The sequence below is a fragment of the Promicromonospora sp. NPDC110617 genome (genome assembly GCF_055598465.1).
In genome coordinates, this window is the sequence record NZ_JBVKBM010000003.1 from 398,213 (window position 1) to 422,095 (window position 23,883).

Annotated in this window: 29 protein-coding genes and 1 pseudogene; 19 read left to right on the forward strand and 11 right to left on the reverse strand. The window is 70.8% G+C overall.

Features of this window, described 5'->3' with window-relative positions; genetic code table 11:
• Window positions 1–118 precede the first annotated feature (118 nt).
• Window positions 119–985: a helix-turn-helix domain-containing protein gene (locus tag ACZ7LE_RS19465; protein WP_470404896.1), complete on the reverse strand. Its 867-nt coding sequence runs from the start codon at window positions 983–985 to the stop codon at window positions 119–121.
• 184 nt (window positions 986–1,169) lie between these two features.
• On the opposite strand from ACZ7LE_RS19465, the gene ACZ7LE_RS19470 reads away from it, so the two are divergent.
• The 4 genes from ACZ7LE_RS19470 (at window position 1,170) to ACZ7LE_RS19485 (ending at window position 4,685) form a co-directional block, all read left to right on the forward strand.
• Window positions 1,170–1,970, forward strand: coding sequence for an NADPH-dependent F420 reductase (locus ACZ7LE_RS19470; RefSeq protein WP_470404897.1), 801 nt, complete (start codon window positions 1,170–1,172; stop codon window positions 1,968–1,970).
• Between the two features lie 250 nt (window positions 1,971–2,220).
• Entirely contained in the window at window positions 2,221–2,988 is a 768-nt protein-coding gene (locus ACZ7LE_RS19475) for an SDR family NAD(P)-dependent oxidoreductase (protein ID WP_470404898.1), read from the forward strand.
• Between the two features lie 41 nt (window positions 2,989–3,029).
• Entirely contained in the window at window positions 3,030–3,695 is a 666-nt protein-coding gene (locus ACZ7LE_RS19480; protein ID WP_470404899.1) for an NADPH-dependent F420 reductase, read from the forward strand.
• A gap of 105 nt (window positions 3,696–3,800) precedes the next feature.
• Window positions 3,801–4,685, forward strand: a complete 885-nt coding sequence (locus ACZ7LE_RS19485; protein ID WP_470404900.1) for a helix-turn-helix domain-containing protein — start codon at window positions 3,801–3,803, stop codon at window positions 4,683–4,685.
• Here ACZ7LE_RS19485 and ACZ7LE_RS19490 read toward each other — a convergent pair.
• Together ACZ7LE_RS19490 and ACZ7LE_RS19495 are read right to left on the reverse strand one after the other, a co-directional pair.
• Window positions 4,658–4,819: a hypothetical protein gene (locus ACZ7LE_RS19490; RefSeq protein ID WP_470404901.1), complete on the reverse strand. Its 162-nt coding sequence runs from the start codon at window positions 4,817–4,819 to the stop codon at window positions 4,658–4,660. The genes ACZ7LE_RS19485 and ACZ7LE_RS19490 overlap by 28 nt on opposite strands.
• Window positions 4,785–5,618: a DUF899 domain-containing protein gene (locus tag ACZ7LE_RS19495; RefSeq protein ID WP_470404902.1), complete on the reverse strand. Its 834-nt coding sequence runs from the start codon at window positions 5,616–5,618 to the stop codon at window positions 4,785–4,787. Before ACZ7LE_RS19495 ends, ACZ7LE_RS19490 begins: the two co-directional genes overlap by 35 nt.
• 183 nt (window positions 5,619–5,801) lie before the next feature.
• Here ACZ7LE_RS19495 and ACZ7LE_RS19500 point away from each other — a divergent pair, with 183 nt between their 5' ends.
• The 3 genes and pseudogenes from ACZ7LE_RS19500 to ACZ7LE_RS19510 form a co-directional block, all read left to right on the forward strand.
• Window positions 5,802–6,251, forward strand: a complete 450-nt coding sequence (locus ACZ7LE_RS19500; RefSeq protein WP_470404903.1) for an SRPBCC family protein — start codon at window positions 5,802–5,804, stop codon at window positions 6,249–6,251.
• A 29-nt stretch (window positions 6,252–6,280) separates the two neighbouring features.
• Window positions 6,281–6,910, forward strand: a complete 630-nt coding sequence (locus tag ACZ7LE_RS19505) for a superoxide dismutase (protein ID WP_470404904.1) — start codon at window positions 6,281–6,283, stop codon at window positions 6,908–6,910.
• 222 nt (window positions 6,911–7,132) lie between these two features.
• Window positions 7,133–7,543: pseudogene (locus ACZ7LE_RS19510) on the forward strand (zinc-binding dehydrogenase); the annotation flags it as partial.
• A gap of 67 nt (window positions 7,544–7,610) precedes the next feature.
• On the opposite strand, the gene ACZ7LE_RS19515 reads toward ACZ7LE_RS19510, so the two are convergent.
• Window positions 7,611–8,261 carry a PAS and ANTAR domain-containing protein gene (locus ACZ7LE_RS19515; RefSeq protein WP_470404905.1) on the reverse strand — a complete coding sequence of 217 codons (651 nt, stop codon included), beginning with the start codon at window positions 8,259–8,261 and terminating at the stop codon, window positions 7,611–7,613.
• A 241-nt stretch (window positions 8,262–8,502) separates the two neighbouring features.
• Between ACZ7LE_RS19515 and ACZ7LE_RS19520 the strand changes: the two genes are divergently transcribed.
• The gene (locus ACZ7LE_RS19520; RefSeq protein ID WP_470404906.1) at window positions 8,503–9,165 is read left to right on the forward strand and encodes an ANTAR domain-containing protein; all 663 of its coding nucleotides are present in this window, start codon (window positions 8,503–8,505) and stop codon (window positions 9,163–9,165) included.
• A gap of 403 nt (window positions 9,166–9,568) precedes the next feature.
• Here ACZ7LE_RS19520 and ACZ7LE_RS19525 read toward each other — a convergent pair whose 3' ends face one another.
• The 3 genes from ACZ7LE_RS19525 to ACZ7LE_RS19535 form a co-directional block, all read right to left on the reverse strand.
• Window positions 9,569–9,832: a GlsB/YeaQ/YmgE family stress response membrane protein gene (locus ACZ7LE_RS19525; protein ID WP_470404907.1), complete on the reverse strand. Its 264-nt coding sequence runs from the start codon at window positions 9,830–9,832 to the stop codon at window positions 9,569–9,571.
• Between the two features lie 162 nt (window positions 9,833–9,994).
• Window positions 9,995–10,216 (reverse strand): hypothetical protein, encoded by a 222-nt coding sequence (locus ACZ7LE_RS19530; RefSeq protein ID WP_470404908.1) that lies wholly within the window; start codon window positions 10,214–10,216, stop codon window positions 9,995–9,997.
• A 228-nt stretch (window positions 10,217–10,444) separates the two neighbouring features.
• The gene (locus tag ACZ7LE_RS19535; RefSeq protein WP_470404909.1) at window positions 10,445–11,284 is read right to left on the reverse strand and encodes a hypothetical protein; all 840 of its coding nucleotides are present in this window, start codon (window positions 11,282–11,284) and stop codon (window positions 10,445–10,447) included.
• 565 nt (window positions 11,285–11,849) lie between these two features.
• On the opposite strand from ACZ7LE_RS19535, the gene ACZ7LE_RS19540 reads away from it, so the two are divergent.
• The 11 genes from ACZ7LE_RS19540 (at window position 11,850) to ACZ7LE_RS19590 (ending at window position 19,314) form a co-directional block, all read left to right on the forward strand.
• The gene (locus ACZ7LE_RS19540; RefSeq protein WP_470404910.1) at window positions 11,850–13,046 is read left to right on the forward strand and encodes a glycoside hydrolase family 76 protein; all 1,197 of its coding nucleotides are present in this window, start codon (window positions 11,850–11,852) and stop codon (window positions 13,044–13,046) included.
• 504 nt (window positions 13,047–13,550) lie between these two features.
• Window positions 13,551–14,207, forward strand: coding sequence for a hypothetical protein (locus ACZ7LE_RS19545; RefSeq protein WP_470404911.1), 657 nt, complete (start codon window positions 13,551–13,553; stop codon window positions 14,205–14,207).
• Between the two features lie 45 nt (window positions 14,208–14,252).
• Window positions 14,253–15,266 carry an SRPBCC family protein gene (locus ACZ7LE_RS19550; RefSeq protein WP_470404912.1) on the forward strand — a complete coding sequence of 338 codons (1,014 nt, stop codon included), beginning with the start codon at window positions 14,253–14,255 and terminating at the stop codon, window positions 15,264–15,266.
• Between the two features lie 9 nt (window positions 15,267–15,275).
• On the forward strand, window positions 15,276–15,758 hold the full coding sequence (gvpJ, locus tag ACZ7LE_RS19555) for a gas vesicle protein GvpJ (protein ID WP_470404913.1): 483 nt from the start codon (window positions 15,276–15,278) through the stop codon (window positions 15,756–15,758).
• A gap of 35 nt (window positions 15,759–15,793) precedes the next feature.
• Window positions 15,794–16,519 (forward strand): GvpL/GvpF family gas vesicle protein, encoded by a 726-nt coding sequence (locus ACZ7LE_RS19560; RefSeq protein ID WP_470404914.1) that lies wholly within the window; start codon window positions 15,794–15,796, stop codon window positions 16,517–16,519.
• 3 nt (window positions 16,520–16,522) lie between these two features.
• Window positions 16,523–16,777 (forward strand): gas vesicle protein GvpG, encoded by a 255-nt coding sequence (locus ACZ7LE_RS19565; RefSeq protein ID WP_470404915.1) that lies wholly within the window; start codon window positions 16,523–16,525, stop codon window positions 16,775–16,777.
• On the forward strand, window positions 16,774–17,118 hold the full coding sequence (gvpO, locus tag ACZ7LE_RS19570; protein ID WP_470404916.1) for a gas vesicle protein GvpO: 345 nt from the start codon (window positions 16,774–16,776) through the stop codon (window positions 17,116–17,118). The genes ACZ7LE_RS19565 and gvpO overlap by 4 nt, the downstream gene beginning before the upstream one ends.
• A 59-nt stretch (window positions 17,119–17,177) precedes the next feature.
• Entirely contained in the window at window positions 17,178–17,600 is a 423-nt protein-coding gene (locus tag ACZ7LE_RS19575) for a gas vesicle protein (RefSeq protein ID WP_470404917.1), read from the forward strand.
• Window positions 17,590–18,207, forward strand: coding sequence for a gas vesicle protein (locus tag ACZ7LE_RS19580; protein WP_470404918.1), 618 nt, complete (start codon window positions 17,590–17,592; stop codon window positions 18,205–18,207). The genes ACZ7LE_RS19575 and ACZ7LE_RS19580 overlap by 11 nt, the downstream gene beginning before the upstream one ends.
• Window positions 18,194–18,529 (forward strand): gas vesicle protein GvpK, encoded by a 336-nt coding sequence (gene gvpK / locus ACZ7LE_RS19585; protein ID WP_470404919.1) that lies wholly within the window; start codon window positions 18,194–18,196, stop codon window positions 18,527–18,529. Before ACZ7LE_RS19580 ends, gvpK begins: the two co-directional genes overlap by 14 nt.
• A complete protein-coding gene (locus tag ACZ7LE_RS19590) occupies window positions 18,526–19,314 on the forward strand; it encodes a GvpL/GvpF family gas vesicle protein (protein ID WP_470404920.1) in 789 nt (262 codons plus the stop codon). The genes gvpK and ACZ7LE_RS19590 overlap by 4 nt, the downstream gene beginning before the upstream one ends.
• 71 nt (window positions 19,315–19,385) lie before the next feature.
• On the opposite strand, the gene ACZ7LE_RS19595 is transcribed toward ACZ7LE_RS19590, so the two are convergent.
• The 4 genes from ACZ7LE_RS19595 to ACZ7LE_RS19610 all read right to left on the reverse strand — a co-directional run bounded on the left by ACZ7LE_RS19595 (window position 19,386) and on the right by ACZ7LE_RS19610 (window position 23,851).
• A complete protein-coding gene (locus tag ACZ7LE_RS19595) occupies window positions 19,386–20,264 on the reverse strand; it encodes an alpha/beta fold hydrolase (RefSeq protein ID WP_470404921.1) in 879 nt (292 codons plus the stop codon).
• A gap of 71 nt (window positions 20,265–20,335) precedes the next feature.
• Complete coding sequence (locus ACZ7LE_RS19600) at window positions 20,336–20,944, reverse strand: pyridoxine/pyridoxamine 5'-phosphate oxidase (RefSeq protein WP_470404922.1); 609 nt, start codon at window positions 20,942–20,944, stop codon at window positions 20,336–20,338.
• A gap of 76 nt (window positions 20,945–21,020) precedes the next feature.
• Window positions 21,021–21,494 carry a hypothetical protein gene (locus ACZ7LE_RS19605; protein ID WP_470404923.1) on the reverse strand — a complete coding sequence of 158 codons (474 nt, stop codon included), beginning with the start codon at window positions 21,492–21,494 and terminating at the stop codon, window positions 21,021–21,023.
• Window positions 21,491–23,851 (reverse strand): molybdopterin oxidoreductase family protein, encoded by a 2,361-nt coding sequence (locus ACZ7LE_RS19610; protein ID WP_470404924.1) that lies wholly within the window; start codon window positions 23,849–23,851, stop codon window positions 21,491–21,493. The genes ACZ7LE_RS19605 and ACZ7LE_RS19610 overlap by 4 nt, the downstream gene beginning before the upstream one ends.
• Window positions 23,852–23,883 lie beyond the last annotated feature (32 nt).

A 23,883-nucleotide genomic window follows, 5' to 3' on the forward strand; every position in this document is an offset into this window, starting at 1 on the left:
TAGGCTCCTGAGGAGCCCGGTGGCCTGGTCGCGTGGATCGCAGAGGCTTTCCGGGGCGACAGCGCGATGAGTCCGCTTGTCAGGTAGCGCTCATCGCTCGGCCACCTGCCGGCAGACATCAGAGTGTCTCGGAGACCGTTCGCTCACGCAGTGCCTCGAGCCGCTGCGCGTCCCGAGAGCCGGGAACAGCCCAGTTCATGACGATGTGCAGGTCGGCGCGCTCGACGGCAAGGATGTCGCAGTCGACGGTGATCGCGCCCAGCTCGGGATGGACGACTGTCTTGTGCGATCCTTCCAGCGGCAAGGTCTCGTAGCGTGCCCACAGCTCGTCGAAGCGCGCGGACGCCCGTAGTGCCTGGACGAGTTCCGTGACGGTGCGGTCGTCCGGGTATCGGTCGGCACTGCGCCGCAGGTCGGAGACCATCATGCGCTCGAACGCCTCGGTGTGCGCCGCGTCGCGCTCCACGGGGGAGGTCCCCGTCGGGGCCTCGGCCGCGAAGTGTCCCCAGACCATGTTCCGAGTCGGTGCGTGGTCTCCCGCTCCTGCGTCGGTGGGCATCGGGCTCCCGAACAGCTCTGCCCACAGCGGGTTCCACTGCACGGCGTCCCAGGCGGCGGTGAAGACGGCCACCGGGGTGTCGCTCATCCGGTCGATCATGCGCTGGACACCCGCCGGGACCTCGCGCGGTACCGAACCCGAGGCAGGAGCCATGGAACCCGCCAGGCGGAAGAGCAGGTCCCGGTCGACGTCGCTCAGACGAAGCACCTCCGCCAGGGCCCGCAGGACCTGAGGCGAGGGGTTGGCGGCCCGCCCCTGTTCGAGCTGCACCAGATAGTCGAAGGAGATGCCCGTCATCGACGCCACCTCCTCGCGCCGCAGTCCGGGCACCCGGCGGCGGCCGCCGGCCGGCAGGCCCACGTCGGACGGGCCGACGCCCGCCCGCCAGGCGCGCAGTGCGCTGCCGAGCTCGGTCCGGGTGGGCATCTGCTCAGTATGAGCCGCCGGCTCGAGGGCTGGGTGGTACTGCAAGTCATAGCGAGGGCGGCGCCTGGTGCCTCCACGCCGGCGTGCAGAGGATCTGTCCCATGGCAGGGCGCCTCGCCGCCCTGCTGCCCGACAGATCCCGGCAGCGGTCATCGTCGCTGCCCCGCAGACGAAAGAACTCGTGATGACACAGACCATCGGAATCATCGGCTCCGGCCTGGTCGGCGGCGCGCTCGCCCGCCTGGCCGTCGACGCGGGCTACGACGTCGTCCTCAGCAACTCGCGGGGACCGGAGACGATCGCAGCCCTGGCCGAAGAACTCGGTCCGCACGCGCGTGCCGGAACCGTCGACGAGGCGATCGCGGCAGGAGACATCGTCGCGCTCCCGCTTCCCCTCGCCAGCTACCAGGCGCTGCCGGCGGACAAGCTCGCCGGGAAGGTGGTCCTGGACCAGACGAACTACTACCCCGAGTTCTGGCGCGACCCCGAGCTCGACAGTGGCGTGATCACATCGAGCGAGCTCGTGCAGCGCCATCTGAAGGACTCGATAGTCGTCAAGGGGCTGCACAACTTCGACTGGAACCACATCTCCGCCAACGCCCGCCCGAAGGGCGACCCCGACCGGATGACGATCCCGGTGGCCGGTGACGACGACGCCGCGAAGCGGCTCGTGGCGCAGTTCCTGGAATCGGTCGGCTACGACGTCATCGATGCCGGCTCGCTCGCCGAGAGCTGGCGCATCGAACCCGAGTCGCCGATCTACTTCTGGCCCTACGCGCCCGTGGTGCCGGACGGCCTCACCGAGGACGAGCAGAAGCGTCACTACCTCGAGGCCCCGGTCCCGCCTGTCTCGATGGAGGCCGCCCGGAAGATGATCGACAGCGCGGTACGCCCGTCGCCCGTCGGCGGAACGCTCGCCGGCATGCCTCCGGCTCACGTCGCCATCTTCCTGGAGCTCGCGAGCGGCACCACCGTGCAGAGGTAGCCCACCTCCACGTGCATGTCCTCCGGGCGGCTGTGCCCGGGGCCGGCTCGATGGTGCGAGCCGTCCGGAGGACCCGGCCACGAGCTGGGTGGTACGCGGATTCCTGGGGAACGGGGGCGCCTGGTACCCCGGCGCGAACGACCGAAGGATCGGTCTCAGGCCGGTCGGCCGGGCCGGACACGCGCGGCCAGGACCTGCCTGACAGTCGCGCCGATCCAGGCGCGATCCATCACCGAACGAGGAACGTCCTATGTCGCAGCTGCTTTCTGGGAAGACCGCTCTCGTCACCGGAGGCTCACGGGGTATCGGCCGCTCGATCGCCGAACGCCTCGCGAGCGACGGCGCCACCGTCGCGCTCACCTACAACGCGAGCAAGGCCGGCGCCGACGAGGCCGTCGCGGCCGTGGAACGGGCCGGAGGACGCGCCTTCGCGCTGCATGCCGACCTCTCCGACGCAGGATCGATCCCGGACCTGTTCGACCGGCTCGACCGCGAGCTCGGCGAGCGCACCGGGCGCCCCTCCCTCGACCTGCTCGTCAACAACGCGGGCAACTCCGGCTGGGGCGGTCTCGCGGACACCACGCCGGAGAGCTGGGACACGATGTTCGCGGTCCAGGCCCGTGCACCCTTCTTCGTGGTCCAGTCCGCCCTGACCCGGCTCACCGACGGCGGGCGGATCGTCAACGTCTCGTCCGCCGCGGGCGGACGGCCGATGCGGTCCGTACCGGTCTACTCGATGGCCAAGGCCGGCATCAACAACCTCACCCGCGCGCTCGCGATGGAGCTCGGGCCACGCGGGATCACGGTGAACGCCGTGGCACCCGGCTGGGTCCGGACCGACATGAACACGGCTGTCCGCGAGGACCGCGGCCTGGTGGCCGCGATCGAGGCGGACACCGCGCTCGGCCGGTTCGGCGAGGTCTCCGACGTCGCCGCGGTGGTCGCCTTCCTGACCTCCGACGAGGGCCGCTGGGTGACCGGACAGGTCATCGAGGCCAGCGGCGGTTACCAGCTCTGACCCTCATGCACAGCAACCAACCAGTTCCACCAGAGGAAGACATGCGCATCGGAGTAGTCAACGCAGGAAACATCGGCCGGGCTCTGGCACGACCATGGCTTGCCGCCGGACACGACGTCATGGTGGCCAAGGACGGCGGCCAGGAGAAGCTGGCCGCGTTCGTCGACGAGAATCCGCGGGTGCTGAGCGGCACGCCCGCGGAGGCCGCGGAGTTCGGCGAGGTGGTGCTGTTCTCGGTGTACTGGCCGCGGCTGGACGCGGTACTCGACGCCGTCGGCCCGCTGGCGGGGAAGGTCGTGATCGACACGATGAACCCGCTGCGGGTGAGCAGCGACTTCGAGCACTCCTACGACGCCGCCTTCATGGCGCAGTCGTCGACCAGCGAGGAGCTGCAGCGCCGGCTCCCGGACGCACGGGTGGTGAAGGCGTTCAACACCATGGCCTCCGACCTGCTCGCCGCGCCGCAGCGATGGTTCGCGTCGGGGTCCCTGCCGGCGGTGTTCCTCGCCGGTGACGATCCCATCGCCAAGGACCAGGTGCGCACGCTCGCACGGGACGCCGGCTTCACCGCGTTTGATGCCGGCCCTCTGACGTCCGCACGCAACATCGAGCAGCTCAACGTTCTCGTGCACCTGCTCGCGGACAACCAGTTCGAGGGGGCACTCGACCGGATCGCGCCGACCGTCGCGGTCGCGACCGGGCACTGACTCCGACGGGGCCGGGCCGTACCAGGCGAGACCTGGTACGGCGCCGGACGACCCTGGGGATCTCAGTACCACCCAGGTCCGCACTCCGCGGCCCATACTGGACAGATGAAGACCCACACCGAGCTGGGCGCGGCGCTGCGGGCGTGGCGAGGGCGGATCAGTCCGGCCGACATCGGCATGCCGGTCGGCGGCGACCGCCGGGTGCCAGGCCTGCGCCGTGAGGAGCTCGCTCTGATGGTCGGGATATCGGTCGACTACCTCGTGCAGCTCGAGCAGGGCCGCGCCACCAACCCCTCGTCCCAGGTCCTCGGGGCCTTCGCGCAGGTGTTCCGCCTGAACGCCGTGGACCGGGACCTCCTCTACCGCCTGGCGGGTTCGGTCGCCCCTGCCTCGGGCTGGGTGCCGAACGAGGTGCCCCGCGGCGTCCAGCGGATGATCGACAGGATGAGCGACACCCCGGTGGCCGTCTTCACCGCCGCGTGGGACGCCGTGCAGTGGAACCCGTTGTGGGGCGAGCTGTTCGGCAACCCCGCCGACGTCGGGCCCCGCACGCAGAACCTGGTCTGGGGCCACTTCGCCGCCGCCCGGTCGGCCGGCACGTCCCGCATCGAGCGCGACGCCGAGCACACCGACGCCTTCGAGCGCAGGATGGTGGCCGACCTACGGCGAGCCGCCGAACGCTACCCGGATGATCGTGCCGTGGCTGAGCTGATCAGTGGCTTACGCGAGGCGAACCCACGTTTCGCCGACCTGTGGGCCCGCTACGAGACCGTGCCCACCGGACGCTCGCGCAAGACGGTCGTCCATGCCGAGCTCGGAGAGATCACCTTGGACTGCGACATCCTCACCATCGAGTGCGCCGACCTGCACATCGTCCTCAACTGGGCCGAACCGGGCACTCCCGACGCCGACAAGCTCGACCTGCTGCGCGAGCGGACTGACGCGACCGCCCGTCACTCGGCTCAGGCCAGCGGCTCGGGGGTCCCGTAGCGGGCCAGGAACGTGGCGACCGCCTCGTGGGCGATGGCGTCCAGCTCCTCGGCCGGGTGCTGGAGCGCCTGGCCTGACCGGCGCCCGCGGGGCCCTCGATCAGTGGTGGTGATGGTGGGGTGCCGCGGACGCATCGTCGTACTCGTCCGGGTGGCGCAGACCGGGGCCGCCGACCTGGCGCCCGAGCGGCACAGCGCGCCCGTGCGGCTCTTCCCATGCCTCCTGACGGCCCAAGGCCGTGAGATCGAGCCAGGGGATGCCGTAGTGGAACTCCTGGATGCCGCGGCCGTAAGTCGAGTAGGTGTGGAAGATCTCGTCGCCGTCGCGGAGAAAGGCGCTGATACCAGGCGCGTCGCTGGGGGTGCGCCAGTCCTCGCCCCAGGGCAGTCCGACCTCGGCGAGCTCGGCCTCGTTCCGGTACTCGACCATGACAGGCGCGACGGCCGGGTCCATCGTCGCGTAGAAGTCGTAGTTGAAGTCGCTGCCCAGCGACGAGAACCAGGGGAACGTCCAGCCCATGTCGTCCGCGTAGGCGGTGAGCTTCTCGTAGGGTGCGCGTGAGACCGCGACCAGTGTCGTGTTCCGTGCGTGCAGCTGGCGCAGGTGTGCGGGGATCATGTCCGCGGCCGAGGCGCAGCTGGTGCAGCCGCGGTCCTGGAAGTGCTCGACGCCGTCGGCGTCGCGGTCCCACAACCACATGAAGTGGTGCATCACCAGCTGCGGGCGCCCGTCGAACAGATCCAGCAGGGAGACCGCGCCGTCCGGGCCCTCGAACTGGTAGTCCTTGTCGACGTGCACCATCGGGAGCCGACGGCGGTCCGCCGCCAGCCGGTCCTGCAGGCGGGTCAGCTCCTTCTCCTTGGCCAGCAGCTCCTTGCGCGCCACGAGCCAGTCCTCGGGCGACACCACGGCAGGCAGCTCGGTCCGCTCCATGGCAGGTCTCCTCCGTCGGTGATCGGTTCTCACACGGTAGGAGTGGTGTGGAGCGGCCGCGACGTGTTTCGGGGCAGTCCGAAGTGCGCTCAGCCGCCCTGGACTGCGCATCGGATGTCCGAGCGGCGAGTGGTCGGCTCCGCGTGCAGGGTGGAGAAACACCCGAGAGACGAGGAGAAGCTCGTGGCCAGCATCACGCAGTCGATCGATGTCGACGTCCCGGTTCGCACGGCATACAACCAGTGGACGCAGTTCGAGGAGTTCCCCCGGTTCATGCAGGGTGTCGAGCAGATTCACCAGCTCGACGAGACCCACACCCACTGGAAGGTGAAGGTCGGTGGTGTGGAGCGAGAGTTCGACGCCGAGATCACCGAGCAGCACCCCGACGAGCGGGTGGCATGGAAGAGCGTGTCCGGGCCCACGCAGGCCGGGGTGGTGACGTTCCACCGGCTCAACGACGCGCAGTCCAGGGTCACGGTGCAGCTGGACTGGGTGCCGGAAGGCGCGGTCGAGAAGGCCGGCGGTGCGCTGAACGCTGACGAGCACCGCGTGCAGGGCGACCTGAAGCACTTCAAGGAGTACATCGAGTCCCGAGGTGCCGAGTCCGGCGGCTGGCGCGGCGACGTGTCCTGACCCCGGCCCCGAAGAGAACGGAGCACAAGATGCCGGTATACACCCTGCCTGACCTGCCCTATGACTACGCCGCGCTCGAACCGCACATCAGCGGGCGGATCATGGAGCTGCACCACGACAAGCACCACGCCACGTACGTCGCCGGCGCCAACGCCGCGCTCGACGCGCTGGCCGAGGCGCGCGAGAGCGGCGACCTGGCCGCGGTGAACCTGCACGAGAAGAACCTCGCGTTCAATCTGGGCGGCCACATCAACCACACCGTCTTCTGGAACAACCTCTCGCCCGATGGCGGCGGCGAGCCGGACGGTGAGCTGGCGGCGGCGATCACCGACCAGTTCGGCAGCTTCGCGGCGTTCAAGGCCCATTTCGCCGCCACGGCCACCGGTATCCAGGGCTCGGGCTGGGCGGTGCTCGGCTGGGACAGCATCGGCGGGCGGCTGCTGGTGTTCCAGCTCTTCGACCAGCAGGCCAACGTGCCCCTGGGGATCACCCCGCTGCTCATGCTCGACATGTGGGAGCACGCGTTCTACCTCGACTACCTCAACGTCAAGGCGGACTACGTCGCGGCGTTCTGGAACCTCGCGAACTGGGCCGACGTCGGCGCACGGCTCGACCGCGCGCGGGCGACGACCAGCGGCCTGATCGTCGCTGGGCGATGAGCTTGCCGACGACCATGCGAGCCGCGCGGATCACCGCGCACGGTGGCCCTGAGGTCATCGAGGTGGCCGACGTTCCCGTGCCGACCCCGGGCTCGTCGGCCGCCGGGTGGTGGTGGACCCCGCGATCTACGACGGCGACGAGCCGGACGCGAACCCTGTGGGCAAGCCTTCCGACCGCCTACGGAACGGCGCTGGGCATGATCGAGCGCGGTCCGGGACGCCGGTGCCGACGAGGTCGTCGACCGGGCCGGGCCCGTCGTCGGACAGGTCCGCGCCGCCGCGCCGGAGGGGATCGACGTCGTGCTCGACGTCGTGGCCGGCGACCTGGTGGGTGACGGCCTGCCGCTGCTGCGCGAGGGCGGCAGGTGGGTGATCGCCGGGGCGCTGGGTGGTGACGAGGTGACCTTCGACGTGCGGCGGCTGTACCTGCACAACGCACAGGTGATCGGCTCCGCGATGCACACGCGCGCGCACTTCGCGCTCCTCATGGACCTGGCGCGACTCATGGACCTGGCGCGACGCGGGGAGGTCCAGCCCGTCGTCGCTGACGCGTTCCCGTTGGACGAGGCCGCTCAGGCCCAGGAAGAGCTGGCCCGTCGGCGGCACGTGGGCAAGCTGGTCCTGCACCCGTAGAGGGAGATGTCCCGTGCCGTGTCCGGTCAGTCGGGCGCTGCGCCGTCCGCCGACAAGCCCTGGGGCATCAGGGGGTCGTGCCGGTGCGGTGGGACGGCATCAGGAAGGTCCGGACATCCTCGAGCGAGCCCTGTCTGCTGGCGATCTCGACGATCTGCCGGGCGATCTCGCGTACCGCGACGTTCGTGACGTTGGAGGTGATGCGCATGCGCTCGAAGGCCTCCTCAGGATCGACGCCCAGGGTGATGGCGACGATGCCCTTGGCCTGTTCGATCGGAGCTCTGGTGGCGGCCGATGCCCGGATGGACGTGTCGGCGGCTTCGTTCGCCTGCCTGCTGATCCCCGCTGTCACGTCGACGAAGTAGCCCATCAGCTCGGTCACACGTCCCGTCCGTGGGTCGCGGCGACCTCGCCCGACCACGGTGAGCGTCCGCTCCTGCCCGGTGGCGTCCATGATGCGGTGGACACTGCTGAAGGGTTCCCCGGTCTGGGCGGCGTGCGCCAGGATCCGAGAGACCCGGGACCGGTCCTCGGGGTGCTTGTGCGCCAGGATGAGCGCCGTGGTCGGCACCACGTCACCGGGCTCGAAACCGTGGATCCGGTACACCTCGTCCGACCACCACCACTCACCGGTCGTCAGGTCGTAGCGGTAGTGCCCGACCGTGTGGTTGGCCCCGAGCGTCAGGGCGCGCTCGATCTCCAGTGGTTCCGCGCTCATGTTTGCAGCCTCCCGGATGCATCGTGCGCTGAAGAGCCGCGTCCTGACTCCTCTTGACCGTAGCGTCAATGCTTTGTCACCGACAGTCCGAGGTAAGGGTGTCCACACTTCAACCGCTCTCCGTCGGTCAGCCTGCCCCTGAGAGTTCGGCGGTGACATCCGACCAAGGATGTCGCCCGGCCGATCGTGCGACTGGGAACTCCTGGTGTGAGTGTGGGCGTAGGAGGGGGTGAACCGACGCGTGGATCCGCCTGAACTCTTGAGCCTGCTCGCACGGTCCTTCGAAGACACTGATTCGAACCGACCGCTGCCGATCCGGTTGTGCGACGCGTGCGTCGACACCTTTCAGGCCCAGGGTGGGGCCTTGACGGTGGTGCTCGCTGCGGGAGACCAGGTAGCCGTCAGCACACCAGGCGTCTTCGAGCAGCTCGAACCACTCGAGGAGGTCCTCGGTGAGGGTCCGGTGCACCAGGCTCTCGCCGAGAACCGGCTGGTGGTCATGCGGATCGGCGCGATGATGGACGAGTATCCCGTCTTCTCCCGTCTGGCCGGGTTCGTCGGCGCCGGGGCGACTCTCTACGCGGTGCCGATGCAGGTGGGGGCACGCATGGTCGGCGTGCTCAGCCTGTACGCCCTTCCGGGGCGGAACGGCCGGAGGGCGGAGGACCTCCAGTTCGCTGCCGACGTCGTCGGGGCTGATCTGCTGAGGAATGCCGGCATGTTCAGCTGGCCCGAGAAAGCGCCGTTCCACCAGGCCACCGGAATGGTCGCTGTCCAGCTGGGCATCCGGCCTGATGATGCGTCTGCGCTGATCCGGGCTCGTGCCTTCCTGCGCTCGACGAGCCTGCTCGCGGTGGCGCAAGAGGTTCTCGAACGCCGAGGGATCTCGTTCCGCGACACGTGATCGACGCTGGCTCGTACGGCCCGTGCCTCGTCCACTCGGCGAACCGTCGGCCGGTCGCGTAGAGCTGGTGGCCGGCGAGCGTGTCCCGGTTGTACTCGGCCCAGCGCAGCAGCTCGACCTTCATGTTGTCGTGCGCCGATGGTTGTCACCCGGGTCGTGCCGCGCCCTCCCGCCGTCGAACCGGAGCTGCTCCACGTGGGCTCGACGAGCCCAAGGAGCCGGGACCTCCGCAACCCCAGGCCGGCGGTCCCAGCTCCTGCCCGAGCGCAGGCCCAGACCCCGTGCTCGGGTCCCGGCCCGGGAAGGATCCCGGGCCTCTGCCCTGCCGGGAGCCTACGTGGGTCGTGGGTCCTGAGTGCGGTCCGGGACGGGTGAAATAACCGACCGGACGATGGTGCGCTGGTCAGGCTCGTCGGCGTGCGACGGCTCCCCAGATGGCGAGGACGATGAGCGAGCCGATGAGAGCCCAGAACCACGTCGTCAGCGAGAAGAAGGACTCGTTGACCTGGACGTCGAAGAGCACTCCACCGATCCAGCCGCCCAGCAGCGCGCCGAGAACTCCGACGACGAGCGTGATGAACCACCCTCCGGCGGCTCTGCCGGGCAGGATCGCCCGGGCGATCGCGCCCATGATCAGTCCGATCAGGATCCAGCCGATGATTCCCATAGCAGCTCCGTTCGAGAGCGCGTCCCCCGATGCGTGCGGACGCTCTGGCTCAGCCCCGGAAGACGATCTGTTGTGCACCACTTTCACCCGGTGGGCCGAAGCTCGCCAGGGGAGAGCCGGGGCCCTCGGGGTGTCGGCTCGAACCTCGGTCCCGCCGAGTCGTCACGACCTGTTGCCGGGCTCGTGGCCGCTGGCGTGCTCGTGGGCCTCGGCGGCGAGCTCGGGCCAGTCCTCGGCGTCCGAGATCGTCACCCAGTCGGCGCCGGGGTCGTGCCGGAGGAGCTCCGCGATGCCGCGCTCGATCAGATCGTCCGCGCGGCCGGCAGGCAGACGGACGGCGAGCGAGCTGCCGGCCAGGAACGCGAACGCCGTCTGACGGACCACGAGGGCTCCTTCACGCACGGTGACGTCGCGGTCGGGGTCCTGTTCGAGGGCGGTCCTGAGAGCTTCGTATCGGGCATCCATGGTCATCGTGAAGTCTCCTGTCGTACGCCTTCGAGTGGGTGCGGGCGTCATGCACCGTCGATCTCGAACACGGTAGCCGTTCGTGCGGGTCACCGGGCGGTGTCGCCCTTGCTCGCCGTCCTCGCGCACCGTGCGACCGGGGACCGCCTACGTGTCGCGAGCAGGCGTGAGCCGCTCGAGGATTGCGTGTGCGACGGGCTTGTACTGGGCGTAACGGTCGGGGTACGCCGAGACCTCGACGGCCTGGGCGGCCACCCCCGGGCGCAGGTCCTTCCACCCGTGGATGTCGAGCAGGCCTCGCGGCGAACCGCCGTTCGGTCCGTCCGGGCCACCGAAGAAGGCGGCTGCCTGGTACTTCGGTCGCATGAGCTGTCGGACGCTGCCCCAGTCGGCGGCCGGGCGCATCTGGAACAGCCCGAGGCTGTCGAAGTCCTGGCCGACGCCGTCGTGGGGATGCTTGACCGAGGCCGGGTAGGCACCGGGGTTGGCCAGCATCTGCAGGTGTGACTCGGTCAGGGCGGCCATGAGCGCGACGAGGATCCCGTCACGCCCGACGCCCTCGGTGCGGGAGCCCACGGAGATGATGGTGGCGGCGTGGCGCAGCTGGCTCCGGTCCAGGGACACCGGTATGCCGTCGACCGTCTTCGCGGTGAGCCCGGTGGGCAGGCGCCGCACCGTTGCTCGGTTGCCGCCGCGGTCGGCCCGGTCGGCCCGGTCGGCCCGGTCGGTCCGGTCGCGGCCGCTGCCGTCGCGGCGGTCCCGGTCTTGGTCCTGGTCACTGTCGCCGGCACGGTGGTGACCGTTGGCGGGACCCTCGACCGTTCCGCCGGCGCCACCGGAGGAGGACGCGGAGAGGGCGTAGGTGACCGGGGCGGTGGCTGGTCCGAACAGCAGCACCGCGAGGAGGAAGGTTGCGACGATGCGGGTCAGGGAGATCGGTCCGGGAGCGTGGATTCGCAGGGGGTTGAGCTGCTGGCGGGTAGGCATGGGGAAGAGCACCGGCCAACGATGCCCTGACAGGTGGAAAAAACGTGTGAGGCGAACGTGTGAGTAGGTGGCTGCTGTGGTGCGAGCGCGGCAGCCCGCGCGAAGCCGTACCGACCGGGGCGTCGGGCGAGAGCGGGCTTCGCCGCAGGCCGCGCAGCCCGGAGGCGATGTCGCAGGTGAGCCAGCGCCCGAGCCCCACGGCGACCACGAAGGACCTCGGCGGAGTGTGGTCCGCGCCACGGGGGAATCGGTGAAGTTCGGACGTGGCAGCCGAACCTGACGGCGGGACCGGCCGCGGAGCCTGTGTGTGCGCGTCGTCGCTGGGAACAAGCCGCCCGCGCAGCGAGGTCGACGAGTCCATGGCCGAGTGGCGTCGTTGACCGGTCAGGTCCGCATCCCCTAGCCTGACCGCCGGACGTTCAGGCCCTGTCCGGGTCAAAGGAGACTTCGCGAGGCAGGGCGTGACGAGGGGAATCGCTGCTGATGCCTGATCGTCGCGCACCGGGATGACAGCGCTGACATCGGCCGTCGAATGACCGAGCACCACCGAACGAAGGAGCGAACGATGAGGTTCACCAGAGTTGCCGCTACGGTCGTCGCGCTGGCCTGCGCGCTGGGGACGGCGGCCCCCGCCGACGCTCAGCAGGGCGGCGCGGAGCAGGGCGGCGCCCCGGTGGTGTCGCACCGCGCGCAGGTGCAGCGGGCGATCGCGTCGTACGACGCGATGCAGGAGTACATGGCCGCGGGCGACGGTTCCGGCCTCTTCCGCGAGCGGTACCCGAGCGGGGCCGACGACCGCACCTACTCGTTCGAGTGGCCGCACTCCCAGGCGCACGTCGCGACGCTCGACCTCACCGGGCTGCCCGGGGCCGTGGGGCGGTCGTTCGAGGACGACCTCGCCGACGTCGCCCGCGGGCAGGAGCACTTCTGGAACGCCGACGGTGGCACCACCGGGCTGCCGGGCTACGACTCGTACCCGCGCGCCCCGTACGGCGGTGGCGGCGACATGTTCTACGACGACAACGAGTGGGTCGCGCTCGCCAAGGTGCAGCAGTACCTGGCGACCGGCGACGAGGCGGCGCTCGGACGCGCCGAGGAGATCTTCGAGCTCGTGGTCTCCGGGTGGGACACCGACCCGTCGCACCCGGCGCCCGGCGGCGTGTTCTGGACCCAGGCCACCTGGAGCACCGACCGCAACACCGTCTCCACGATGCCCGGCGCGCAGCTCGCCACGCGCCTGTTCATGATCACGGGGGAGCGCGACTACCTCGACTGGGCGCAGCGGATGGTGGGGTGGACCGACGAGCACCTGCTCGCGCCGAACGGCCTCTACTGGGACAACATCAAGCTCGACGGGACCATCGATCGCACGCAGTGGTCGTACAACCAGGGCGTCCCGCTGGGCACCTACACCCTGCTGTACGAGGCGACGGGCGACAAGAAGTACCTCACCAAGGCGAAGGCGATCGCGGCGGCGTCCTACCGCTATTACGTCACCGAGGGGCGGCTGGCCGGCCAGCCGATGTTCTTCAACTCGATCTGGTTCAAGAACCTCCTGCTGCTGGAGTCCGTGACCGGCGGCACGAAGTACCGGAACGCCATGGCGGACTACGCCGACCACCAGTGGCGCACCGAGCGTGAGCCCGCGACCGGGCTGTTCAACGCCGGGGACGAGCACACCGAGCTGCTGGAGCAGGCCGCGATGGTCCAGATCTACGCCACGCTGGCCTGGCCCCGCAAGCAGGCGTCCATCCTGTACTGAGAAGGTTCCGCCAGAAGGAGTCGGCACCGAGGAACGGTGGTCGACCGAGCTGACCGACCGGGCGGTGGCCCTGCTCGAGGAGCGGGGCCAGCATCCCCATGACGCGAATGCCCCCAGAGAACGGGATGCATGGTCCGCCTGCCTCGGCGTGCGCCGCACAGGCAAGGAGCGCGGCGCACGCCGAGGCAGGCGGCACGGCCATCGTCACCACCGCCGTCGTCACTCGCACGCCGACGGCGCACCGGCGTGGGGGCACCGGGCGTCCGGCGAGCACGTCGTGCCTGCGTTGCGCAAGGCCGCGCGCGACGGCCGGCTCACGCTGACGCGTGTGTCCGGCGACGCGACAAGTTGCCCCCGGAAACTACCTGACCTGCGGAAACACCGTGCGAGAAGCCCTGTTTTCGCGAGACACGCGAGCGCCTGTATCCGGTGTTACCGTGCAAGTCCGGGGCTCATGCGATGCGACGACGCACCGTTCGCTCGTCCCGATCTGCGAGGAACACCATGGACGACAAGCTCACATTCGCAGCGGTCCTGCTCGGTGGGTACCTGCTCGGCCGGACCAAGAAGCTGAAGCTGGCGCTCGCGGTCGCCGGCGCCCTCGGCGTCAGAGAGCTCAGGGCACATCCGGACCTGCTCAAGGCTGGAGGCGCCGCCCTCTCCACCCCGGCGATCAAGAAGCTCACCGACGAGGTGTCCGGGCGGCTCGTCGAGGCGGGCAAGACCGCCGTCGTCGCGGCCGCGACCAAGCGTGTCGACAGCCTCGTCTCCAATCTCGAGGAGCGTGCGGCAACGCCCCTCGCGTCGCGCGGCGCGGAGCAGCCGGCGGACGAGGAGGCCGGCGACGAGCCGCCACCCGAGGAGGAGGCGTCGCCCGAGGAAGCCACGGCGGGATCGCGGTCCGAGAACGACGAACCCGAGGACGACGAACCCGAGGACGAGCAGCCGCAGGACGAGGACGAACAGCCCGCCCCGAAGTCGGGCGCACGCCGTCGACGCGCGACAGCGGAGAGCTCGTCGCGCACTTCGGGCCAGGGCCGGTCCAAGCAGGGCGCCTCCGCCGGGGGCGCCAAGAAGTCGACCGGGACGAGGTCCACGACGAGGTCGACCAGCGGGAAGTCGACCAGCGGGAAGTCGACGAGGAAACCGAGCTCCCGCTAGATCGACGCGCCTGGTGCCGCACGCGGCGCCGGGAAGGAGTTTCCCATGAGCAACCAGTCCTCCGAGACGACCAAGGAGGCACCCCAGCCGCTCGCCGCTCTGCGCGAGTCGGCCGGAGGCTACGTCAAGTCGCTCGCCGACCACGCGGTCGACAACCTGACGGAGAAGGTCAGCGGCCTGACGGACCGGCTCACCCGGTACGCCGAGGGGTCCGGCGCCGAGGAGGGCGGCGCCAAGGCCTCCGCGGCCGCGAAGGGTGCCGAGGAGCTCGCCCAGGGTGCGTCGCCGGTCAAGGCGGGCCTCTCCGCCGCGGTCACGGGCGTCAAGGAGAAGGTCAAGGACGTCTTCGGCGGCGGGAAGGGTGGGGGCGGCGGTAGCGCCAAGAAGTTCAAGTTCAACAACATCGTCGAGGCGATCGACGTGGGCGCTCCGCTCGGCGTGGTCTACAACGCGTGGACCTCGTACGAGAAGTGGCCCGAGTTCATGAAGAAGGTGGAGCACACCGAGCTGGACGAGGAGACCGGCGAGGTCCAGCTGAAGGGCAAGGTGTTCTGGTCCCACCGCCAGTGGGACACCGTCATCACGGAGCAGGTGCCGGATCGACGGATCGTCTGGGAGTCCAGCGGGGCCAAGGGGCATCTCAGCGGCGTCGTGACGTTCCATCCGTTGGGTGACGACCTCACGCGACTGGTCATCGTCATCGCGTACTACCCCCAGGGCTTCATGGAGAAGACCGGGAACATCTGGCGGGCGGTGAACCGGCGCGTACGGCTGGAGCTCAAGTACTTCGTGCGCCACGTCATGACCGAGTCGGTGCTGCGCCCCGAGGACGACGAGGGATACCGCGCCGAGATCCACGACGAGGAGGTGGTCCGGAGCCACGAGGAGGTCGTGGAGGAGGAGCGTGCCGCCGAGGAGGACGAGGACGAGGAGGGCGAGGACGAGGAGTACGAGGGCGAGGACGAGGAAGAAGACGAGGGCGAGGAGTACGAGGACGAGGAAGAGGACGAGGACGAGGAAGAGGGGTCCGACGAGGAGACCGAGACTGAGAACAGGTAGGGGGTCGCGATGACTGCAGTGACCACGAGAGCCCCGGGGTCGGGGTACCTCGAACGTCCGTCGTCCGCCTCGCTGGCAGACGTCATCAACATCATCCTCGACAAGGGGCTGGTGATCGACGTCTTCGTGCGGGTGTCGCTCGTCGGCATCGAGGTGATCACCATCGACGCCCGCATCGTCATCGCCAGCGTCGACACCTACCTCCGGTTCGCCGAGGCCACCAACCGGCTCGATCTCACCCGGACCGGCGGCCGGGACCTGCCGGAGCTCATGGAGGGACTCTCCGAGAGCGGTGCCCGGGGCAAGACCAAGGGCGTGCTGAAGACCGCCAAGGAAGCTCTCGTCGGCAGCGGGAAGGACGACGAGGACCAGGCCGAGGACGAGGACGAGGACCAGGCCGAGGACGAACGGGCGGAGGCCGGGAGCGACGCCGACGACGAGCGGCGTGAACCGGTCGCACGCCGTGCCCGACGTCGCGTCTCCACGTCCTGACGGACCGGGAACGCCCATCGCTGCGGGGAGGGAGCGTGCTGTACCTCTATGGACTCGTGCTTCCCGACCTCGATGTGCCCGACGACGTGGCCGGTCTCGGGGCGAGAGGAGTGCGCGTGATCGGACTGGGGGAGGTCGCAGCCGTGGTGTCCGACGTCGACACCGACGAGTTCGTCGGGACGCCCGCCGAGATCCGTGCTCACGTCGCCGTGCTCGACGCGGTGGCGGCCGACCACACGGTGCTGCCGATGAGATTCGGGACGGCGGTGCCCGACGAGACGGCCGTCGACCGGGCATTTTCGGCCGGGCGTCGGGCGGCGTTCGCCGCCGAGCTGCGCCGGCTTGCCGGTCTCGCTCAGCTCACCGTCCGGGCGAGGTACGTCCAGGACGCCGTCCTGGCCGAGCTGGTGGCGGAGGACGTCAAGATCGCAAGCCTGCGCGAGGCGTTGCGGCACCTGCCCCCGCACGCGCTGCGTGACGCCCGCATCCGGCTGGGCGAGCTCGTCGTCCGAGGATTCGCCCGCAAGCGGGCGCGGGACATCGATGTGGTGCTCGACGAGCTTGCCCCGTTCGCCGTCGAGATCCATGAGAACGAGACGCGGCAGGTCGACGAGGTGCTGGAGCTTGCGGCGCTCGTCCGGCGGGCGGAACGGGCGACGTTCGAGGCCGCGCTGGAGGGCATCGCCGAACGCGAGCACGGCCGCATCACCTTTCGTCTCGTGGGACCGCAGGCCCCGTACGACTTCGTCGAGGAGCGGTGAACCATGGGGCTGCTGAGAGGGCTGCTGTCCGTCCCGCTGGCTCCGGTCCGCGGCACCATCTGGGTGGCCGAGCAGGTGCGCGACGAGGCCGAGCGCCAGTACTACGACGTCGGGACGCTGCGCCGGCGGCTGGAGGAGGTCGACCAGGCGCGCGACGACGGTGACCTGTCCGACGACGAGGCCGACGCGCTGGAGGCGCAGCTCGTCGCCCGACTGGTCGAGGCGAACCGCCGCGCCCGGGAGAGGGGAGAGCGATGAACGACTCGGACACCCGCACGGGTGAGCGATCCCGGCGCCGCCCGGCGAGCGAGCGACGTGGTGGTACGGGCGGCGGACGGTCGCGCCTGACGGCGGTGCAGGCGGCCCGCTCGGCGGTCGAACAGCTCGTCGAGCTCACCGGGCGCCGCCTGGAGAGCGTCGTCGGGATCCGCTCCGAGGACGAGAAGTTCGTCGTCGTGATCGAGGCCGTCGAGGATCCGCGCGTGCCGAGCACAGCGGACGTCATGGCCGAGTACGAGGTGGAGCTCGACGACCACGGCGAGCTTCTGGGCTATCGACGCACGACCCGCTACATCCGCGGGAGCACGGACGACGGGTGACGCGGCGCGACAGCTGCGGCCACGTCGGGCAGCGGACCCGGCGAAGGAGGTGACCTGGAATGAGCGTGGTCGGCGGTCACGACCGCTCGATGGAACCGCAGCGCGACCCGGACGGGTCGCTCGTCAACGTGATCGAGACGCTCCTGGACAAGGGCCTCGTCGTCAACGCGGACATCATGGTCTCGCTGGCCGGCGTGGAGCTCCTGGGCATACGGATCCGGGCAGCTCTTGCCTCCTTCGAGACCGCAGCGCGCTACGGCCTCGAGTTCCCGGCCGGTACCAACACCGAGACGCTCGCCTGGCGGCGCGCCATCGAGCAGAAGGAGACCTGCCCCAGGTGCGGCAAGACGTCGCCGCGCTCGCAGCTGCTGAACGACTTGTGCCCGTGGTGCGGCTGGCGCAGCGCCCTGGCGGAACGACGGGTGGACCGGGCCGAGCTGGACAGGCCGGGCACGGACGAGGAGCGCCCTCGTGACCCGTGATCCCGGCGCCCAGGCCGGTGGCGCGCCCGGGATGGAGCCCACCCGCGACCTGGGTGCGACCCTGCCCGACCTGCTCGACGTCATGCTCGACAAGGGTGTCTACCTGGATCTGGACGTCATCATCTCGGTGGCGGACATACCGCTCATCGGTGTCAGCCTGCGGGCCGCCGTCGCCGGTATCGAGACCATGCTCGAGCACGGTCTGATGCGTAGCTGGGACGAGCAGACCCGGCAGTGGGCCCGGCGCAAGGCTGGACGGACCGTCCCGCTGGCCGACGGCGAGGCGGTCGTCCTGCGGATGGCGGGCGGGTATCTCCAGGCCGAGCCGTACCGGAGCTGGCGCCCGGGGATCGTCTACCTGACCTCGAGGAGGCTCGTCGTCTGGCGGGCCGACCCGCGCGAGATCCTCTGGCAGACGCCGCTGGAGGACCTGGTCGAGGTCGACCTGCGGCCCGAGCCGGACGTCGACGGTCCGGACCGGCTACGGGTGCGCGTGCTCGTGCCCTCCGGGCACGTGTGGCTCTCCGCCGCTGCTCCGCAGCGCCTCCACGACGCACTGCGGGAGACCGCCGGGGCCAGGGAGGAGGCCCGCGATGGAGATCGATGAGAGCAACCTGAAGAACGGGCTGCTCACCCTCGTGGTCACACTGGTCGAGATCATCGAGGAGGCGCTGGAGAGCCAGGCGATCCGTCGGCTGGAGGGCGGCGAGCTGACCGAGGAGGAGCAGGAGCGGCTGGGTCAGGCCCTGCTCGACCTCGACGAGGCGATCGGGCAGATCAAGGACGATCACGGGCTGGAGGCGTCCGTCGCGGACCTGAGACGGGGGTTGGACGACGTCGTCGACGACATCGTCCGCGGCCTCACCGTGCAGCGGGGGGAGCCGGGGCTGCCCGGCCGGCCCCGGCAGCCCGGACTGGGGGGCCCGTGACCGGGGACCACCTCTATCTCTACGGCATCGTGCCGGCCGCGCCGCCGGACCTCGGGACGGGTATCGACGGGGCAACCCTGCACGCGCTGGCCGGCCCGGACGGTGTGACCGCCGTCGTCCACGAGCACGACGGCGGTCCGTACCAGGGGCCGGACGCCGACGTCCGGCGCTGGGCGGTCGAGCACAGCGTCGTGGTCGAGCGCGTCTGGCGCACTGCCGGCACGGTGCTGCCGGCCAGCTTCAACGTGATCATCGCGCCCACGGTGGACACGCCGGCCGGGCGGCGGCTCAAGGAGTGGATGGAGACTCGCGCGACCCCGCTGCGGGAACGCCTCGACGCGCTCAGCGGGCGGGTCGAGCTCCACGTGGAGATCAGCCTGGACCGGCAGGCGACCGCCCAGGAGCATCCTGACGTGGTCGCTGCCCTGGCCGACCTGGGGACCCGGCCACCGGGTGTCCAGCGGCTGCTCCGAAAGCGCGTCGACCAGCTGGAGCGCGAGATCACCGAGGCGCGGGCCCAGGACCGGCACGCCGTCTACCGCCGGCGCCTTGCGGCGGTGAGCGAAGGTCTGGACGAGAACCGCCGTGCTCACCTCGCTGCCGGGACCTCCCTCGTCCTGTCGGTGGCGCTGCTGGTACCGACCGACGACGTGCGTGGTGTGGGCACCGTCCTGACGGCGATCCAGGGTGAGGAGCCGGCGGCGCGAATCCGCTATGTCGGCCCGTGGCCGCCGTACTCCTTCGCCGACGTGAGCGCGCTGGGACCACCGGGATTCGAACCCTGACGTGACCGCAGCGTGGTCAGCAGGCTGCGGCCAGGTGTCGGCCAGGAGACCTGGCGGCCCCGCAGGCCTGGTCAGCGCTCGGCCTCAGGGCGGAGGTGGCTGGTCAGGGCGGCCACCAGGGCCTCCGGGTTCTCCTCGGCGACGTGATGGCCCGAGGGGATGCCGAACCCGTCGAGGTCTTCCGCCCAGGTGCGCCAGATCGCCAGCGGGTCGCCGTACAGGTCCTCCAGGTCGTCCTGGAGCGACCACAGGACGCGCAGGGGTGCCGCGAGGCGCCGGTGGGCGGCACGGTCGGCCTCCTCGTGCGCGCGGTCGATCGAGAGTCCGGCGCGGTAGTCCTCCAGCATCGAGCGCACCACCTCCGGCCGCCGGACGGCGGCCATGAGCTCGGCGTGGTTCTCGGCGCCCATCGTGCCGGCGTCCGCCTTCGGCCCGTACCACCCGACGGGGTTGGCGTTGATCACGCGCTCCGGGATGTCCGGCTGGGCGAAGAAGAACCAGTGCCACCAGCGTGTGGCGAAGTCCGCGGTCACGCGGCGCAGGTGCTCGCTGATCGGCAGGCAGTCGATCAGGACCAGTCGTTCGACCGCCTCCGGGTGGTCGAGAGCCAGCCGCAGCGCGACGTAGCTCCCGCGGTCGTGGCCGACCAGGTGGAAGCGCTCGTGGCCGAGATGCCGCATGACCGCGACCATGTCCCGGGCGACCGCCCGTTTCGAGTGGGCGGAGTGGTCGGGCGTCGGTTCAGGACCTCGTGAGCTGCCGTACCCGCGAAGGTCGGGGCACACCGCGGAGAACCCGGCGTCGACGAGCTGCGGAGCCACGCGGTGCCAGGTGGCGGACGTCCGCGGATGACCGTGCAGCAGCAGGACCGGTGCTCCCGGTCCGGAGTGCCGGACGAAGATCGACGCCTCGCCGGTGTCGACCTGCTCGGTCGTGAAGTTCTCGAACATGTGCCTGGGTCTCCGCTTCGGTGGGGCCGGGATGTGTTCGGTGCGGGTGTCGCGGTCGCCGGACGAGGGTGTCAGCCGGGGAGCACCTCGCTGGTCCACCCGTGGGCGAGCCGGCGATAGCGCACCCGGCGGCTCGGCCCGTCGTCCGACCCCGCCCAGAACAGGACGTCGACGGGCTCCACGGCGTACCCGGTCCAGTCCGGCGGCGGGTCCAGCACGGGATGGTCCGCGTCGAAGGCGGCCCAGCGGCGCTCCCGCTCGGACCGGGCGAGGCCGGCGAGCTCCGGGGTGTTGAGCCAGGCGAGCAGCTGCAGGTACCGCGACTGGCGTGCGTACGCCGCCCGGCTCTCCTTCGCCGACGTCGCCGACACCGTGCCGCGCAGCACGACCTGCCGTGCCTGCTCGTCCCAGCGGACGACGAGTGCGGCACGGGGATGCGCCCGGAGCTGACGCACCTTTCTGCTGCGGGCGTCGGTGTGGAACGCCACGGCATCGTGGCCGACGCCGGTCAGGAGGACCGTGCGCGCGTCGGGCAGACCGTCGGCGTCGACGGTCGCCAGGGTGGCGAGGGGCGCGTTCGGCGCGTCGTCCGCGGGCGCCCAGAGCCTGAGCGGGACGAACGGGTCGTCGGGCAACGGCCCGTCGTCCTGGACGAATCCTTCCGGCCACTTCGAAGACACATGTTCCTCCAGCTCGTCCGTCTACCGACCACCGTTCAGCCGACCACCGCCCCGCCGTGGCTGGTCTGTCATCGGCTCAGCTCACGAGGGCCTGCGTGGCCGACTCCTTCAGCCTGCCGCTCGCCCACCGCGCCTGGCGCTGCGTCTCCGCGCGGCACCGCTCGGCCAGGCCGAGCAGCCCGGTGTCGCGGATGCCCTGGGCCGCCTGGGCGAGCATCTGCCAGTCGGCGGCCACCCCGGTGGCCGCGAGGTAGACGCCACGCAGGTCGCGGAGCAGCACGAGGGCCGGCTCGTCCGTGCCGGCGAGGGGTCCGTCGCGGGTCTCCGGGGCGTGGCCCGACGACGTCCCGGGCCGGCCGTCGACCTCGACGCCGTAGTCAGGGGCGATCGCCGCGACGTCGTGGGCGTGCCGCCGGGACCACACGGCCAGGTCCCGGCACACGTGGAGGACGTCGTGCTCCGCCCGGTGCTGGTCGGCCAGCCGCAGCAGGTCGTCGGCGAGGTCCGTCTCCGACCAGTACACGTCGCGCAGCACGATGCCGATCCTCATCGCGCACCTCCCGCCCCGGCGGCGGGCATGCGCTCGCCGGTCACCTTGCGCACCCGGGCGGCCGCGGTCTTGAACAGCGGCTGCCGGGAGCACGGGTCCCAGGCGGTCAGGGTGAGCTCGTTGGCCGCCCGGTGGTGGCCCCCGTCGCCGGTGTCGACGTCCCAGTACCCGTAGTGGAACGGCACGAAGAGCACCCCGGGTCGCACCGCGCCGACCCGGACCCGGGCGCGGACCGCCCCGCGCGGTGTGGTCACCTCCGCGAGGTCGCCCTCGCCCAGGCCGAGGGCGTCGGCGTCGTGCGCGGAGACCTCCACCCACACGTCCGGTGCCGCCGCCTGGAGCTGCGGGACCCGGGCGGTCTTGGTGCGCGTGTGGAAGTGGTAGAGGGTGCGCCCGGTGATGAGCTGCAGCGGGTACTGCGCGCCTGGTACCTCGTGCGGTTCGACGAAGTCGGCCGCCTTGAGGATCGCCCGGCCGTCCGGGTTCAGTGCGGCGTAGTCCGTCGCGTCGAGCGGCGCGCCCGTGGCCAGGTCCCGGCCGTAGGTCTCGCACTCGTCCGCGCGGCTCCAGAAGCGGCCGTCGGTGTACAGCCGCTCGGTGCCCTCGGGGTGTTCCTCGGTGCAGGGCCACTGCACACCGCCGCCGCGCAGCCGGTCGTAGGTCAGGCCCGTGTAGTCGCACGGCCGCCCGCGGCTGCACTCCTTCCAGGCCTCGAAGGCGGACTCCGGGTCGTGCCAGCGCACCAGCGGTCCGCCGTCCTTGTCCCGCAGATCCATCCGCCGCGCGAAGTCGAGGAAGATGTCGAGGTCGGGCCGGGCCTCGCCCGGAGGGTCGACGGCTTTCTCCGACAGGTGGACCGTGCGGTCGGCGTTCGTGAAGGTGCCCGTCTTCTCGCCCCAGGTCGCGGCGGGCAGCACGACGTCGGCGAGCTGTGCCGTCTCGGACAGGAAGACGTCCTGGACCACGAGGAACAGCCGGTCCTGCGACAGGATCGCCCGGATGCGGTCGAGCTCCGGCAGGGAGACGGCCGGGTTGGTCGCCTGGACCCACAGCATCCGGATCGAGCCCTGCTCGGCATAGCGCATGATCTGCATGGCGTGGGTGGGCGCCGTGTAGTGCGGGATGGTCATCGGGTCCACGTTCCAGACCCGGGCCAGGTCGTCGACGTGCTGCTTGTCGGACCAGTTCCGGAACCCGGCCAGGTCCCCGTCTGCCCCGCACTCCCGGGTGTTCTCGGCCGTGGGCTGACCGTTCATCTGCAGCAGGCCGCAGCCGGGCCTGCCGAGCATGCCCCGCACGAGGTGGACGTTGTTGACCTGCACCGCGGCGGCCGTGGCCTGGTGCGACTGGTAGAAACCCTGCAGCACGGTGGACAGGAGGCGCTCGGCGGTGCCGACGAGCCGGGCCGCCTCGCGCAGGTCGGCCTCGGGCACGTCGCAGATCCGTGCGACGCGCGCCGGGTCGTAGCCGTCGACCGTCCGCACCAGGTCGTCGTAGCCGATCGTGTGCTGGTCGACGTACCGCTGGTCCACCCAGCCCTGGGCGACGATCTCGTGCAGCAGGCCGTTCATGAGGGCGAGGTTGGTACCGGGCCTGGGGGCGAGGTGCACCGTGGCGGCACGGGCGACCGGCGTCGTCCTCGGGTCCACGCAGATCAGTGCGGGCGGGCGGGGGCCCGCCAGGCGGTCCAGCACGCGCGACCACAGCACCGACTGCGTCTCGGCCATGTTGTGCCCGTACAGCGCGATCACGTCCGCGTGGTCGACGTCGGCGTACGAACCAGGCTGGCCGTCGCAGCCGAACGACTCCTTGAGCGCCTCGGCCGCGGTCGCGGTGCACAGGCGGGTGTTGCCGTCCACGTGGTTGGTGCCGATCCCCGCGTGCGCCACGAGGGCCAGGGTGTAGCACTCCTCCAGGAAGAGCTGGCCCGAGGTGTAGAAGCCGATCGCGCTCCCGCCCTGCTCCGCGAGCAGCCGTCCGGCCTGGGCGGCCACCCGACCCATGGCGTCGTCCCAGGTGGTCTCGACCAAGGCTCCGCCCCGGCGGACCAGCGGCCGCGTCAGCCGGTCAGGAGAGCCGTTGGCCTGCCAGCCGTAGAGGTCCTTGGGGCCGAGCCGGCCGTGGTTGACCCGGTCCTCGGCCCGGCCCCGGACGCCCACGATCCGGCCGTCCTTGACCGCGATGTCGAGGGCGTCGCCGTTCGAGTGCAGCAGCGACGCCGACTGCGCCCACCGGTCGACCTGTTCGGGCCGTACGCCGTCGGCCAGGACGGTGTCGACGCGGACCGGCCACTCCTGGCCCGGGCCGTAGGGGGTACGAGCTCCCCAGGGCTCTGCGATGCGATCGGTGGACGTCACGCGTCCAGCGGATCGCCCCGTGCCGTCGCTCG